The organism is Halomonas nitroreducens (genome assembly GCF_003966155.1).
GTDB lineage: Bacteria > Pseudomonadota > Gammaproteobacteria > Pseudomonadales > Halomonadaceae > Halomonas > Halomonas nitroreducens.
In genome coordinates this window covers 114056-128256 of record NZ_RXNS01000006.1, presented here as the reverse complement: position 1 = coordinate 128256, position 14201 = coordinate 114056, and the positions used below count along the sequence as shown (strand labels likewise).

The following is a 14201-nucleotide window of genomic DNA, read 5'->3' as shown; positions in this document are numbered from 1 at the left end:
CCCCGCAGCCGATTTAGTGGTGAATTCTTTTTATTCATCATCTTTTCCCGTCTCTTCTTAAGCTTATCAGGCTACTTCTTCACCAGCCGCCCTACCGTATTGTCCATACGATACTGAGAAATTGTGCCATCCACGATCCGCCTCAAGATCTCCCTAGCCGTATCTCGCTCGACATCAAACAGCCCTTGAGTCGGTCGATGCTGCTATCCCGGGTTTGCAGCGTGAAGAGCCTCGCCAAAGCTGAACAGGCTGTGAGCATCGTACCTACCGACCTCCTAGCGCAGGCCGCCCTATTCATAGACACCTTCAAAGGCAAGACTACGGCATCTGGAATGATACGTCAGCATGACCTGATCGCTTCTAGCAAGGGCTGGTAGGATCGGGCCCGGCCTAGCATGAAGAACGGGCCAAGCCCCTCCCCAAGGATATCTGTGAAGGGTACAAGTCCGAGCTCCGGTCAACCAAGGCTTGATGAGGCTGATCACCGTGCTAGGCAACCGCCTAGCCGCCTGATGCTGTAGCGAGCGGCAGGGGCTCCAGGACGATTGCCTGGCGATTGCTATAGCGGCGGAGGACACGCAGGGTACGAGACAGGTAAGATACACAGCCAGATTAGGCCTACGTAACACAGGGAAACGGAGCACTATGGGCAATAAGCATACAGGACGGCTCGAACTAACCTGGACAGACAAGGACAAGACTCTCCTTTCGACAGGTGACGGGCAGTACGACTACACATTCGTACAACCGTCCGATTATCGCGTCTCCGAAATCAGGTTGCTTCACGAAGTCGCAAGAATAGAAGCTCCTACGCCTTATGATCGTCCGAAGGAACTCCCAGAGCCGACGAACGATAATCTGCTCATCACGGGCGATTCCATGCACGTACTCGATGCGCTAGCCAAGGTGCCTGAATACGCTGAAAAGTATTTGGGCAAGATCAGACTTGTCTACATAGATCCCCCATTTAACACCGAGCAGACTTTCCTTCATTACGAGGACAGCATAGAGCATTCTATCTGGCTCACGATGCTCAGAGACCGAATTCGGCAAATTAAGCCACTTCTCACGAATGACGGTTCTATATGGGTGCACCTTGACGATAAAGAAGTCCACCGCTGCCGAGTCGTCCTTGACGAGGAGATGGGTGCAGACAACTTCATCGCAGAAGTGATGTGGGAAAAGGCTGATTCCCCTAATAACTCCGCAAGATATCTGAGCAAGGATACAGACACTATTCTTGTCTACGCTCGTAATAAGAAAGCATGGCGCCCAAATCGGCTTCCACGCAGCGCAGCATTTGATGCTATTTATACAAACCCAGACAATGATCACCGAGGTCGCTGGTATCCCGGCGACCCGTATGCAAACAAACCGTACAGCCTCGGCCTTTACGAAATCACTGGGCCCACAGGTAGAACATTCAAACCGCCTAAGGGACGCTTCTGGCGAGTTAGTGAAGATAAGTTCTGGGAATTAGACGCTGAAAATAGGATTTTTTGGGGTCCAGACAAGAGTGCTCGACCGAGTATAAAGCGCTATCTCTCTGAAGTCACAGGCATGACTCCTAGAACACTTTGGCGACATGCTGACGTTGGTAGCAACCGTACTTCTAAGAACGAGATGCGTCGCCTATTCCCTGAAGATGCTTCGTTCGCAACACCCAAGCCCGAGAAGCTACTTCAGCGCATCCTTCAGATTGGATCTTCGCCTGGAGATATAGTTCTCGACTGCTATGGGGGATCAGGCACAACTGCAGCGGTAGCTCACAAAATGGGCCGTCGCTGGGTCACTTCTGAGCTACTTTCAGAGACAGTTGAGGCATTTACCAAATCACGGCTTACACGCGTGGTACAAGGAGATGATTCGGGCGGCATCACCACTGAGACAATTCGAGTTGAGGCTGAAGGTGTTGAGCTTCCCAAAGACATTACGCCTGAACAGGCCCAGGAATTTAACAAACTTCTGAACAAGATATCTGAGGCAGACGACTCCATCGAAGTGCAGTTTGCGACAGAGCTTGCGAAAATGACCCGAACCGCTCAGAAGAACGGAGATTCTCCCTTAGATAAGGACGAATCGAAAGAGCTACTCCGACTTCTCAAGAAGTTCGCCCCCGACGGAGCCCCAGTTGATATTGGTAAAACTGCGAAGTCCGCACTCTACAAACGCACTAAAACTCGTAACAAAACAACCAAGTTATGGCATGGCGGAGGAAGTTTTACTCACCTTGAGGTAGGGCCGTCAATGTTCGAGCAGGTTGAGGAAATAGTCCTTCTCGCAGACTGGGCAACACGCGGAGCACTAGCAGAAGCTATGTGTGCTCAGCTAGAAGTTTGGTATCAACCAGATGGTATTTTTGCTGCATCTAGGGGTAAAACACGATATATCGTCATTGACGGACATGTTGGAGAATCAACAATCCTCTCTATCCTAGACCAATTGCAGGATGGATACATAGTTGAGGTATGGGCCACGCAGTACGATGATGTGGCGTCCGATCTTCTTCGAACTGAGCGCCCAGGCTCTCGACTTGAGGCTATTCCTGACTCAGTGCTTGACCGATACCGCCGTAAGGCCACAAATGGAAGTCCTTTCCAGAAGGAGAAGGCGTATGAGTAAATTGACCGTCGATAGCAACCTCCTTGCGGAAATACGCCATCGTGTCGATCTACGCGAGCCGAACGCTCAAGCTGTGGAATCGGTCGCCTTTATGATGAGCCAACACTATGATGTTGAGAACAAAGCAGGTCCTTTCGAATGCGTCGTTGACTCAGCTACAGGCGTTGGAAAGACTTACATTTTAGCCGGACTCATCGAATACCTTGCAGGCATAGACAATCCTGCCAGGAACTTTCTTATTCTTACTCCGGGTCGCACAATTCGTGACAAAACTATCCGGAACTTTACGCCGGGTGATTATAAGTCAATCACAGGAACAATGCGGTCAGAGCCTGTCATTGTAACTGCTGAAAACTTTAACTCCCCATCTGTTGCTGCGGCGATAAAGAACACATCTCGTACCAAGATATACATATTTACTGTCCAAGCTCTTACCTCCCAGACGGGGGACGGCAGAGAGACCCATGACTACCAAGAGTTCCTTGGGGCATCCCTGTACGAGTGGCTTGGCAACTTGCATGACTTGGTGATTCTGGCTGATGAGCATCACTGCTACCGAGGCCCTGCGTTTTCCAGAACGATCAAGAACCTCAAGCCGGAAGTGGTAGTAGGTGTAACTGCGACGCCAGCCTCAGCAGACGAGGAGTTGGTTGTATATCGCTATCCGCTTGCTCAGGCAATTGAAGACGAGTACGTCAAGATGCCTGTACTCGTGGCTAGGAAAGATGACCGTAGTGATGATCGAACCAAGTTGCTCGATGGAGTCACATTACTCCACCATAAGGAGCGCATGAGTGAAGCGTGGGCGGCCGAGAATGGTAGAATTCCAGTCAGGCCGGTCATGCTTGTAATTGCACAGACGATTGACGACGCAAAAGCCTATCGTGACATTCTTGATTCCGAGGCCTTCGATGATGGTAAATGGATCGGTAAAACTCTTCTCGTCCACTCACAGTTGACAGGTGAGGAGAAAGAGAAGGCCCTGGCAGACCTAGATGCTGTGGAAGATCCCGACTCTCCTGTCCGAATCATCTTGTCTATCGGAATGCTGAAAGAAGGGTGGGATGTAAAAAACGTCTATGTTATCGCCTCAATGCGAGCGTCCGTTTCAGAGGTGCTCACTGAGCAGACGCTTGGACGCGGCATGCGTCTCCCCTATGGTTCATACACTGGCGAGCAGATGCTCGATACAGTCGAGGTCCTAGCTCACGAGCGATACGAGGCATTGCTCGCAAAGAGAAATACCCTAACACAGCAGATGATCGATCATCGAATCCTCACGGAGATACGTACGACTGGAGAAGGCACGAAGGTTGCACGTAAGAAAACCTTCGAAGCGGAAAGTTCTTTTCATTTTAAAGAGACACCCTCAGCGACTACCGAAGAGCAGCGCACAGATAGCCAGGATAAGATCAGGTCACTTGAGGAAAGGCTGAAGGAGACAGAAGATCGTACTGTCGACATACCCCATGAGGAGCAAACACATTTGCCGCTCCCCTTTCGTGAACAGATCGAGATCCCCTATGTTCAGAGAGTAGCTCAACCTCAGCCGATATCGCTAAACCAAGTTCACGATATGAAGCCGTTTGAGGACCTAGGAAAAGCACTGACGCATGAAGCTGGGGACACTCTTACCCGGACAGTCTTGAAGTCTAAGAGTGGTAAGATTCGAGGTCATAGGGCCGAAGACACAGTAGAAGCCCTATTCCTAGATACTCCACTAGAGACGTCTCGGAATGGGCTTATCAAACATGTCATGAAAATTCGCGGTGTTGAGCAGAGAGCAAACGAACTCCGTGCTGCAGGCTCCATTGTAGATACCGTAATCGGTGCCATGGGTGGCTCAGCGTCCCAAAATCTTTCTGCCTACTTCGAGAGAGCCGCGAAACGCCTTGCTGCCCAGGTAACTGATCAGCTAAGAGACTTCGCTAGCACAAGCGTAACATTCGGTGAGGAAGTGCGGCTAGCAACGCTTAAAGCCCCTCGTAAAGCCAGGCGCCGACACGAGCCGAACCATGAGAATACCTTCGAGCGCTCACTGGCTTACAACGGCTGGCAGAAGGGAGCCTACGAGTATGCTTGGTTTGACTCCTCTCCGGAGTATAAGGCCGCAGGAGCAATTGATGCAGACGAGAATGTTGTGGTGTGGGCACGACTTCATAGAGGAGACATCCCAATTACATGGACTCAGGAGGGACGCGAATACAATCCTGACTTAGTTGTCATTGAAGAAATCGACGGGGTTCGCACCTGCTGGCTTGTTGAAACAAAGATGAATAAGGAGATGCTGTCTGCCGATGTTCTTGCCAAGAAAAAAGCGGCTCGCACATGGTCTAACACAGTCAATCATAGCGGGCAAGTAAGTGGGAAGTGGAAATATCTTTTGCTGAGCGAGGATGACGTCAATGATGCTGCGGGGTCATGGGCTCAGATGAAAGACTTTGGTCAGTAGCTAATATTATTTTAATTAGACTGCACCGGAGAAACATCTGCAAAGAGCAGATCTCTTCGGTGCATTTTTCACACAACCCAAGTTAATGACTTGGGGCGGCTGTGGCAAAAAACTGACCGCAAAATCGACTCATTGATATTTTATATTAATTAGCATCTTTAAAAATGTCTTGCAACCTAATCGCCTTTTGTCGCTTGTGTGAAATGATAAAGAAGATCTGATTCACCGATTTGATGGTTTTCTCATGATGAGTATTCCATTAGCTGGGAGGAAATTTGACCACCACTCAGTTGACGATGATCTCAGTGTAAGCCTTTGTTTTTAAAAGAATGTACATAATATGGTGTGCATACATGTTAAATTATGGGTGGGCGAATTCCGAGGTGTCGCAACTACCCCCTCATTCGCCTTGGGCCGATGGCCGGCATGACGGCTCGCCGTGGACAGCCAAGGGTCGTCTCCTTATCATCGCCGCATCCGTGTGTTCGCTCGAGCGCCGTGGCGCTCGATTCCCTGCTTTGCATAAAGGACGTTTCCGACATGCCGTTACGCCCCCCGTTGATGCTGTCTCTTCTCGGACTGACGTGGCTTGGGGGATGTGCGCTCGTGCCAACGGATCGCCCGGCACCTCCCGAGCCCCTGACCACGCCGGCCTTCGAGGCGCGAATCGACCGCCTGGAGGCGTCCCTGTCGGCGCGCTGTGATGCCCGTCTGGAAAACCTCGTTCGGCAGCAACAGCAGCACCAGCAACGGCTGACCAGCGATGTGCACGATGTGAGCCATGTCCTGCGCGGACTGCGCGAAGACGTCGCGGGCCTCAGCGCCGACGCCGCCGAGTCGCCGGTGGTCGCCGACTGCCCGGCGAGCGATGAGCGCCTGGCCAACAAGACCTTGCTGGGGCGCACGGAATGGATCGGCCTGCCCAGTGTCGGCACCTATCTCGAGGCGCGCATCGATTCCGGCGCCAGGACCTCGTCGCTGTCTGCCACCGAGATCACCGCCTTCGAACGCGACGGCGAGGACTGGGTGCGCTTCAAGCTGGGCCTGAACGACGACGACGGCGCCGTCGTCGCCGTGCGCGATGACTGGATCGAGGCGCCGGTGGAGCGCCGCGTGCGGATCGTCCAGGCCAATGGCGAGCAGTCGCGCCCGGTCATCCGCCTGCTGATGACCCTGGGATCGATTCGCGAGACCGTCGAGTTCACCCTGACCGATCGCATTCCTCTGGACTACCCCGTGTTGCTGGGGCGTCGCTTCCTGATGGATATCGCCGTGGTCGACGTGGCCCAGGAGCATATCCATGAGCGTCCCAGCTACCCCGACAATGGCCCGGCAACGGAAGACGGTGCCAACGAATCCGACGGTGAGGCCGAGCAGGACACCGGCTCCGCCTCCCCCTGATCCCCAAGGAAGACGTAATGTCCCGACTGCCCTTCTATCTGGTCGTCGCCCTGCTGCTTGTCATCGGTATCGGCATGAGCGTGCATCGTCATGTCGAGTTCGAGGTGCCCTGGACGCCCGGCGAACAGCGCCAGGTGTGGGAGATCGAGGCGCAGGTCAACTTTCGCGCCGACGGCGGCCCCGCCAAGGTGGAGATGGCCCTGCCTTCCACCCAGGACGGCTATCGCGTCCTCACCGAGCATACGGCCTCGCCGGGCTATGGGCTGACCTTCCTCGAGGAGAATGGCAGCCGGCGCGCCCAGTGGTCGGTCCGTGAGGCGCGCGGCAGCCAGCAGCTCTACTACAGTGCCCAGCTGCTGGTCGCGCCCCAGGCCCGGGACGCCGACCGGCCGACGCCAGAGCCCCTGCCGGCGGTAGTCTGGGAGCGTCCCTATGATACCGCGGCCAGCGAGGTCATCGAGCGCGCCTGGTCGCGCAGTGCCGATCCGTTCACCTTTACCCGGGAGCTGATCAGCGATTTCACCGACGAGCGCCAGAGCGAGAACACCCGGCTGCTGCTGACGCAGTTCGATCGCGTGCCGCTGCTGGTGCGGTTGCTCAACCAGGCCGGCGTGGCGGCCCGTGAGGTGAATGGCCTGATGCTCGAGCATGGCCGCCGCCGCCAGAGCCTGACGTCCTGGATCCAGGTCTATGACGGCGACCAGCGGGCGCTGTTCAATCCCGTCGACGGTGCCCAGGGCCGGCCCGACAACCTGCTGCTGTGGGAAGCCTCGGGCCAGTCGGTGCTGGAGGTCCAGGGGGGCACCAACTCGCGGGTGACCTTCTCCATGCTGTCACGCAACCAGCCCGCCGCTGCCGCCGTGCGCAGCCAGCTGGCCAGGGGCTCGGACACGCTGCTGAACTTCTCGATCCACAGCCTGCCCCTGGAAGAACAGGCGCTGTTCCAGACGATCCTGCTGCTGCCGATCGGCGCCCTGGTGGTGGTCCTGCTGCGGGTGCTGGTGGGCATCAAGACCTCGGGCACCTTCATGCCGGTGCTGATCGCCCTGGCCTTCATCCAGACCACCCTGGTGACCGGGCTGGTCGGCTTCCTGCTGGTCGTGGCGGTGGGCCTGGTGATCCGCAACTACCTGTCCTACCTCAACCTCTTGCTGGTGGCGCGAGTCACGGCGGTGATCATCACGGTCATCGCCATCATCTCGCTGTTCTCGGTGCTGTCCTATCGCTTCGGGCTGAATGCGGGGCTGCAGATCACCTTCTTCCCGATGATCATCCTCTCCTGGACGATCGAGCGCATGTCGATTCTCTGGGAGGAGGAAGGCCCCAAGGAGGTGCTGATCCAGGGGGGCGGCAGCCTGCTGACCGCGGTGCTGGCCTACCTGGCCATGAACAATCCCTGGATCCGGCATATCACCTTCAACTTCCTCGGGGTGCAGCTGATCCTGATGGCGTTGATCCTGCTGCTGGGCAACTATACCGGCTATCGACTGCTCGAGCTGCGCCGCTTCAAGCCGGTCACGGAGGACTGACGCCATGTGGACCTCTCCCGGTCGCCTGAGGGCCAAGGGCATCATCGGCATGAATCGCCGCAACATCCGCTATATCGGTCGCTACAACGACCGCCGCCTGTATCCGCTGGTCGACGACAAGCTGAAGACCAAGCTGCTGGCCCAGCAGCATGCGATCACCACGCCGGCACTGATCGGCACGGTGACCACCCAGTTCGGCGTCAAGCATATTCGCGAGATGCTCACGGGACATGCCGGCTTCGTGATCAAGCCGGCCAAGGGCAGCGGCGGCAAGGGGATCCTGGTCGTCGAGCGGGTCGATGGCGGCGACTACATCAAGCCCAGCGGCAGCCGGCTGTCCCTCGAGGACGTGGAGCGGCACGTTTCCAACATCCTCTCGGGCCTGTATTCCCTGGGCGGCTCTCCCGATGTGGCGCTGATCGAGTCCCTGATCAACTTCGACGAGACCTTCGGCGAGTACACCTACGAGGGTGTGCCCGACATCCGGGTCATCGTCTTCAAGGGCTACCCGGTGATGGCGATGATGCGGCTGTCCACGGCCGCCTCGGACGGCAAGGCCAACCTTCACCAGGGGGCGGTGGGCGTGGGCATCGATATCGCCACCGGCACGGCCATCCGCGGGGTCCAGTTCGACCGGGCCCGGCACGACCATCCGGATACCGGTCATGAGCTGGCCAGCCTGTGCATCCCGGACTGGCGGACCCTGCTGCTGCTGGCGGCGGGCTGCTACGAGATGACCTCGCTGGGCTATCTGGGCACCGACATGGTACTCGATCGTGACCATGGCCCCATGCTGCTCGAACTCAATGCCCGCCCCGGCCTGGCGATCCAGATGGCCAACGGCGAGGGGCTTCGCCAGCGGCTCGACCTTATCGAGCAACAGCCCGAGGGCATCGGCGCCGAGGAGCGGGTGACCTTCGCCCAGCGCCACTTCGCCCGGCGCAGCGAGCTTGCCAGCACCGAGGAGCCCCCCGTGGCCGCCTCCAGTGCCTGAATGCTCTTCCCGCAGGAGTGACCCTGCCTGGGTATGAGAAATCTCATACCCAGGCATTAAATCCAGGTAGTACCCTAGCTTCGTTGGGTAAACCTGATCTTTATCAAGGAGTCCGGCTCCCCTGCCCTCTACCCTTGCCTCCCAGAACAACAACGTCGCATCCATGGGAGGCCGCTTCATGTCACACCCGCATTCCCCCGCGTTACCTGCCGCCCTGCTGCCCGATGAGCTCCTGGCCCTGGCCAGCGATCAAGAGCGTCAGGAGATGGGTCACTATCGCCGCCTGGCCTTCGGCTTCCTGCCCTTCGGACGCGGTATCAGCCGCTTGATGGCCACCCTGGGGATCGAGTGCGAACGGCGCCTGGGCGATATCCACCGGCAAGCTCGCGATCTCGCAGCGGGGGCATCGGCCAGCGAGTCCTCGGCGGGACCTGACCGCGCGGGGCGAGCGGGCAGCGGCAAGACCATCTGCCTGATTACCGGCCGAGGCCAGGCGCTGGCCGTGCTGAAGCACGCAGAAGCCTGGGCCGAGTATGCGGTCCGGGTGGCGATGCACCTGCAGGAGGTCAATGCCACCCCATGCCTGCAGCCGCTACTGCTCGGCCTGCTTGCCCAGAAGCAGGCCGAGCGGCACATCCTCGCCGAGCTGGTGACGGCGTATGACGGGCAGGAGGCCGAGGATGCCCGACTGGCCTCCCGCGACTGGCCCCGGGGCTGGCTGGCGGGGGCCAGGCGACTGCCCGGCCAGCCCTCCGGCTGAGGGGGCCGGCGCGGCGCAGTGGCTGGCTCCCTGCGGGCGTGACGCGTAGAATATGGCCTTCACCCCGAGACCCGCATGGCCAGCATGACCGATTCCCGTGACCTGATGCGCCAGGCCGAGCGACAGTGCCGTCGCCGCGGCGTGCGCTTCACCCCCATCCGTCAGCGGGTGCTGCAGATGATCGCGGACACCCGCGGCGGCCTCAAGGCCTATGACCTGCTGGACCGCCTTGCCACGGAGCATGCCGCGGCACGCCCACCGACGGTGTATCGCGCCCTGGAGTTTCTGATCGACCAGGGGCTGGTGCACCGCATCGAGTCGCTCAATGCCTATGTCGCCTGCCCCTGTCCCGAACATGCTCACGGCTTCCAGTTGCTGATCTGCCGCGACTGTGGCCGCGTCGAGGAGCTGCACCTGGATGACATCAACGCGCAGCTGGGCGCGCGGGCCCGCGAACTGGGCTTCGCCGTCCAGCGCCAGACCATCGAGCTGCTTGGCCAGTGCGATACCTGTCGCTCGGCCGCCGAGGCCCTCTGACCGTCGTTGCCGGAGACCGCATGTCCGATACCTTCAAGGCGCTGGAAGGCGCCGCCCGCGACAGCCGCCACCCGCTGCCCGAGATCCTCGCCGCCATCCGTTTCAATGCCGACGGGCTGATTCCCGCCATCGCCCAGCAGCATGACAGCGGCGAGGTGCTGATGATGGCCTGGATGAACCGCGAGGCCCTGGACGAGACCCTGCGGACCGGCCGGGTCTGCTACTGGTCGCGCTCGCGCGGCCGGCTGTGGCGCAAGGGCGAGTCGTCCGGCCAGCAGCAGCGGCTGCGGGCCGCGGCCCTGGATTGCGATGGTGACACCCTGCTGCTGCAGGTCGACCAGACGGGACCGGCCTGCCACAGCGGGCGGCGCAGCTGCTTCTATGTGGCCCTCGAGGGAGACGAGGCGCGTGTGACCAGCGCGCCCCTGGTCGATCCCGCCACCCTCTACGGCGCCGGGACGCCGCGCTGAGCCCCTCGTGTCGGCACCGCACGATCGCGGCGTGAGACGCTGGGCGGGCCGGGCGATGATCGGCCTGGTGCGGGGCTACCAGCTGGTGCTGAGCCCCCTGCTCGGCCCGCGCTGCCGCTACTGGCCGAGCTGCTCGCACTACGCCATCGAGGCCATTCGGGTGCATGGCCCGGCCCGGGGCGGCTGGCTGGCCCTGCGCCGGTTGCTGCGCTGTCACCCGGGCTGCGCCGGGGGGCTCGACCCCGTCCCGGGTGGGCCCAGCGAGGCGCTGTGTCGCGACGACCCCGACCTCGACGAGCACTTCCGCTGCCGCCCCGGGCCGGGCCGAGCGGACTCAGAGCGGGAGTCGTAGTGGGCAACCCTTTTATCCCCCCACGCCAGAGCGAGGCCACGATCCTCTTCCCGACCCTGCGGAGGCACGCATCGCCGACCTGACTGCCGGGGACTTTCTGGCCGGGGCGAGCGCGGCCCGTCAGGCCGAGGCCGCCTCCTGCTCGGCGACCCGATAGATCCGCTCCAGCATGGCGTTGAGGCCGTTGCTGCGGGTCGGCGACAGGTGCTTGTCGAGCCCCAGATCCTGGAGGAAGTGCGGGCTGGTGGCGCGGATGTCCTCGGGGCGACGGTCGTTGTAGATGCGCATCAGCACGGCGATCAATCCCGAGACGATGGCCGCATCGGAGATCGCCTGAAAGTGCAGCCGCTCGCCCTCCCGGGCATGGTGCATCCAGACATTGGACTGGCAGCCTTGAATCTTCAGCTCCGCGACCTTCCATTCCTCGGGAAAGGACGGCAGCTGCTTGCCCAGGTCGATGATGTACTGGTAGCGATCCATCCAGTTGTCGAACATATCGAACTCGTCCAGCAGTTCCTGCTGAGCCTGTTCGGCGGTGGTCTGTGTGCTCATGCGGCCTCCTCGGTGAATTGGTGGCGATTATAACGTCTGGGCGCCGCCCGCGTCCGCCCCCTCCCCGGCAGGGACGCGCGCCGCACCGCCCGCCAGCCCATGCCGGGACTGCTGGCGGTGCCACTCCTCGTCTTCGGCATGCAGGTAGCGCGCCGTGGTGTCGAGCCGGGCATGCCGCGCCGTCTCGGCCAGGTAACGCAGCTCGATGCCGGCCTGGGCCTGGTGGGTCAGGGCCGTGTGGCGCAGCCAGTGGGGCGTGGCGCGGCGCAGCTGAGCCACCTCTCGGGTCGCGGCATCGCCGAGCTCGGCCGCCAGGGCCGTGGCCGCCTCGTCGAAGACGCCACGCATCAGCCGGTAGAGCCGGTTCTCGCCCAGGCCACGGCGGCCGTCCAGTCCGCGCAGCAGCGGCGTGGCCTCGTCCTCGCCCGGCGCGGCTGCCAGGCCAAGATGGTCTCGCCACTCGCCGAGCAGGCGCATCATGTCTGGCGGCACCGGGATGCGCGCCGCCTTGCCGCCCTTCCCCACCACGTCCCACCACCAGCGCCCCTCGCGCCGCTGGAAGTCGCTCATGCGTGCCGCCGCCATCTCCGAGATCCGCGGGGCCAGCAGATAGGCAAAGCCAAACAGCATCCGTCGGCGCGCGCTCTCGAAGCGCGCCCGTGGCGAGGCGTCTGGCAGTGGCTCGCGCGCGAGCCACTGCCAGAGCCAGTCCCACAGGGGGCGCTCCAGGTAGCGCTCGACTCGCGTCTGGCGATTATCCAGGCGGCGGCGCTTGTCGCGCATCAGCCGAAAGGGGTTGTGGGCGATCCAGCCCGCCTCGGCCAGCCAGGCGAACAGCCCCTGCAGGATGACCAGGCTCTGGCGACGGCTGGCCGGTGACAGCGGACCGCGAAAGGGACGCCACCGCGGATCCCGGCGGGGCCGGGTCGCGCCCACCCAGCGCGCCCGCGGCTGCGGGTCGCCGAGAAACGCCTCGAAGGCGTCGAGGTGGTCGCGACGCACCTCGGCGAGCCCCAGGCCCTGGGTCGCCAGCCATAGCAACAGGCGCTCGGCCTCGCGCCGGTAGGCGCGCCGGGTATTGGGGCTGGCGCGGTACTCCGCGAGCCACAGTCCCACCGCCTCGATATCGTCGCGGGCCGCGATATGGCTGGCGCCCTGGACGGGCGGCGTGGCCGGCGCGGCGGGGGCCGCCTCGTAAAGCCCCCGCATGACCGCCTGTCCCATGATGGTCTCCGACATCCCCTCTCCGCTCCCTGCGCAATCCGGCGTATGACGACTGGCTCCAGTGTCCCCCGTCATGGCGCCACTAATCAAGATAAGCCGGGTAATCTTGACTTATCTACCAATACCATAATGTAGGTTACGTATTACGTAATATGTAATTCTCTTCATTTTCCCACCCCGCCGGGGTATGCTGCGCCATCGGCGTCGCCTGCGGGCGGCGAAAGCACAGGCAGGGAGAACGGCATGGCACGCAGCGGGGTGCAGTACGAGGATGTGCAGCGGGCGATCGACACCCTGATGGCCAGGGGCGAGGCGCCCAGCGTGCAGAAGATCCGCGAGGCGCTGGGCACCGGCAGCTTCACCACCATCAGCGAACACCTCCGGGAGTGGCGCAAGCGCCGCGAGGAGAACCGCGACGTGCCCCCGCCCCGGGGCATGCCGGTCGCCTTGCAGGAACTCGCCGAGGCGCTGTGGCAGCAGGCTCAGGAGGCGGCCAACGAGGCCCTGACCCACTATCGCCGCGAGGCCGATGGCAAGGTGGCCGAGGCGGGAGAGCAGGCCGCCGAGGCGGAACGCCGCGCCGAGGATGCCGAACAGCGCGAAGCCGCCCTGTCCGGACACCTGACGCGCACCGAGGCGCGCCTCGAGGCCCAGACCACCGAGCTGGCCCGGCTACAGGCCGACCACGAGGCCCTGGCCAGCCGGGAGGCGCGGCAGCGGGAGATACGGACGCGGCTGGAAGCCCGGCTCGAGGAACTGCAGTCGGAGCTCGAGACCCAGGCCCAGGCCCACCGCCAGGCGCTGGCCGACCAGGAGGCGGCCCACCAGGCATGGCTCCGCCAGGAGGAGCAGCGCCACGAGAGCGCCGAGGCCCGACTGATGGGACTGCTCGACGAGGCCCGCCGGGAGCGCCAGGCCGCCGAGAAGGCCCATGCCGGCCGCCAGGACAAGCTGGAGAAGCGCCTGGAGACGCTGCAGGACGAGCAGAAGGCGCTGCGCGCGGAGTTCGTCGAGGAACAGCGCCGGCGGCGCGAGGCGGAGCAGGCGGGTCGCGACGCCGAGGCGGCCCGCCTGGCACTGGAGGAGGAGAAGGCGCGGCTGGCGGCGCGGCTGGAAGACAGCCAGCAGGCGCTGGCATCCCGCCAGGGGCGCGTGGAGGCCCTGGAGAGACGGCTGGAGGATCGCCTGTGGTCGTCGCTGGAGGCGATCCGCGAGACCCAGGCCCAGTTGCGCGACGCGTCCGAGAACGCGACGGGCCCCGACGATGCGGGGCCCGAGAAGGAAGGTGCTGCCGAGAACTGAGGAAGC

12 protein-coding genes are annotated in these 14201 nt (G+C 61.5%); 10 read left to right on the top strand and 2 right to left on the bottom strand.

Features of this window, described 5'->3' with window-relative positions:
* The first annotated feature begins 777 nt into the window (after nucleotides 1-777).
* From EKG36_RS08065 to yidD, 9 genes are all read left to right on the top strand, one after another.
* Nucleotides 778-2622: a site-specific DNA-methyltransferase gene (locus EKG36_RS08065; RefSeq protein ID WP_221766059.1), complete on the top strand. Its 1845-nt coding sequence runs from the start codon at nucleotides 778-780 to the stop codon at nucleotides 2620-2622.
* Entirely contained in the window at nucleotides 2615-5074 is a 2460-nt protein-coding gene (locus tag EKG36_RS08060; protein ID WP_185827513.1) for a DEAD/DEAH box helicase family protein, read from the top strand. Before EKG36_RS08065 ends, EKG36_RS08060 begins: the two co-directional genes overlap by 8 nt.
* 606 nt (nucleotides 5075-5680) lie before the next feature.
* Nucleotides 5681-6475, top strand: coding sequence for an ATP-dependent zinc protease family protein (locus EKG36_RS08055; RefSeq protein WP_246007457.1), 795 nt, complete (start codon nucleotides 5681-5683; stop codon nucleotides 6473-6475).
* A gap of 17 nt (nucleotides 6476-6492) precedes the next feature.
* Nucleotides 6493-8004, top strand: coding sequence for an inactive transglutaminase family protein (locus tag EKG36_RS08050; protein ID WP_126482870.1), 1512 nt, complete (start codon nucleotides 6493-6495; stop codon nucleotides 8002-8004).
* 4 nt (nucleotides 8005-8008) lie between these two features.
* The gene (locus EKG36_RS08045) at nucleotides 8009-8998 is read left to right on the top strand and encodes an alpha-L-glutamate ligase-like protein (RefSeq protein WP_126482868.1); all 990 of its coding nucleotides are present in this window, start codon (nucleotides 8009-8011) and stop codon (nucleotides 8996-8998) included.
* 178 nt (nucleotides 8999-9176) lie between these two features.
* Nucleotides 9177-9758, top strand: coding sequence for a hypothetical protein (locus EKG36_RS08040; protein ID WP_126482866.1), 582 nt, complete (start codon nucleotides 9177-9179; stop codon nucleotides 9756-9758).
* A gap of 84 nt (nucleotides 9759-9842) precedes the next feature.
* On the top strand, nucleotides 9843-10295 hold the full coding sequence (locus tag EKG36_RS08035; RefSeq protein WP_126483038.1) for a Fur family transcriptional regulator: 453 nt from the start codon (nucleotides 9843-9845) through the stop codon (nucleotides 10293-10295).
* Nucleotides 10296-10315: 20 nt separating this feature from the next.
* The gene (gene hisI, locus EKG36_RS08030; protein ID WP_126482864.1) at nucleotides 10316-10765 is read left to right on the top strand and encodes a phosphoribosyl-AMP cyclohydrolase; all 450 of its coding nucleotides are present in this window, start codon (nucleotides 10316-10318) and stop codon (nucleotides 10763-10765) included.
* A gap of 55 nt (nucleotides 10766-10820) precedes the next feature.
* Nucleotides 10821-11117, top strand: coding sequence for a membrane protein insertion efficiency factor YidD (gene yidD / locus EKG36_RS08025; protein WP_126483036.1), 297 nt, complete (start codon nucleotides 10821-10823; stop codon nucleotides 11115-11117).
* A 120-nt stretch (nucleotides 11118-11237) separates the two neighbouring features.
* On the opposite strand, the gene EKG36_RS08020 is transcribed toward yidD, so the two are convergent.
* Nucleotides 11238-11669 (bottom strand): SufE family protein, encoded by a 432-nt coding sequence (locus EKG36_RS08020; RefSeq protein ID WP_126482862.1) that lies wholly within the window; start codon nucleotides 11667-11669, stop codon nucleotides 11238-11240.
* Between the two features lie 27 nt (nucleotides 11670-11696).
* Nucleotides 11697-12908, bottom strand: a complete 1212-nt coding sequence (locus tag EKG36_RS08015) for a tyrosine-type recombinase/integrase (protein ID WP_126482860.1) — start codon at nucleotides 12906-12908, stop codon at nucleotides 11697-11699.
* Nucleotides 12909-13136: 228 nt separating this feature from the next.
* Here EKG36_RS08015 and EKG36_RS08010 point away from each other — a divergent pair, with 228 nt between their 5' ends.
* Nucleotides 13137-14195, top strand: a complete 1059-nt coding sequence (locus tag EKG36_RS08010; protein WP_126482858.1) for a DNA-binding protein — start codon at nucleotides 13137-13139, stop codon at nucleotides 14193-14195.
* The last annotated feature ends 6 nt before the right edge of the window (nucleotides 14196-14201 follow it).

Bases quoted from the DNA above. Each gene is read 5' to 3' on its own strand.
- EKG36_RS08060 (WP_185827513.1), top strand. From the start codon at position 2,615: ATGAGTAAATTGACCGTCGATAGCAACCTCCTTGCGGAAATACGCCAT.
- EKG36_RS08050 (WP_126482870.1), top strand. From the start codon at position 6,493: ATGTCCCGACTGCCCTTCTATCTGGTCGTCGCCCTGCTGCTTGTCATC.
- EKG36_RS08045 (WP_126482868.1), top strand. From the start codon at position 8,009: ATGTGGACCTCTCCCGGTCGCCTGAGGGCCAAGGGCATCATCGGCATG.
- EKG36_RS08040 (WP_126482866.1), top strand. From the start codon at position 9,177: ATGTCACACCCGCATTCCCCCGCGTTACCTGCCGCCCTGCTGCCCGAT.
- EKG36_RS08035 (WP_126483038.1), top strand. From the start codon at position 9,843: ATGACCGATTCCCGTGACCTGATGCGCCAGGCCGAGCGACAGTGCCGT.
- hisI (WP_126482864.1), top strand. From the start codon at position 10,316: ATGTCCGATACCTTCAAGGCGCTGGAAGGCGCCGCCCGCGACAGCCGC.
- yidD (WP_126483036.1), top strand. From the start codon at position 10,821: ATGATCGGCCTGGTGCGGGGCTACCAGCTGGTGCTGAGCCCCCTGCTC.
- EKG36_RS08020 (WP_126482862.1), bottom strand. From the start codon at position 11,669: ATGAGCACACAGACCACCGCCGAACAGGCTCAGCAGGAACTGCTGGAC.
- EKG36_RS08015 (WP_126482860.1), bottom strand. From the start codon at position 12,908: ATGTCGGAGACCATCATGGGACAGGCGGTCATGCGGGGGCTTTACGAG.
- EKG36_RS08010 (WP_126482858.1), top strand. From the start codon at position 13,137: ATGGCACGCAGCGGGGTGCAGTACGAGGATGTGCAGCGGGCGATCGAC.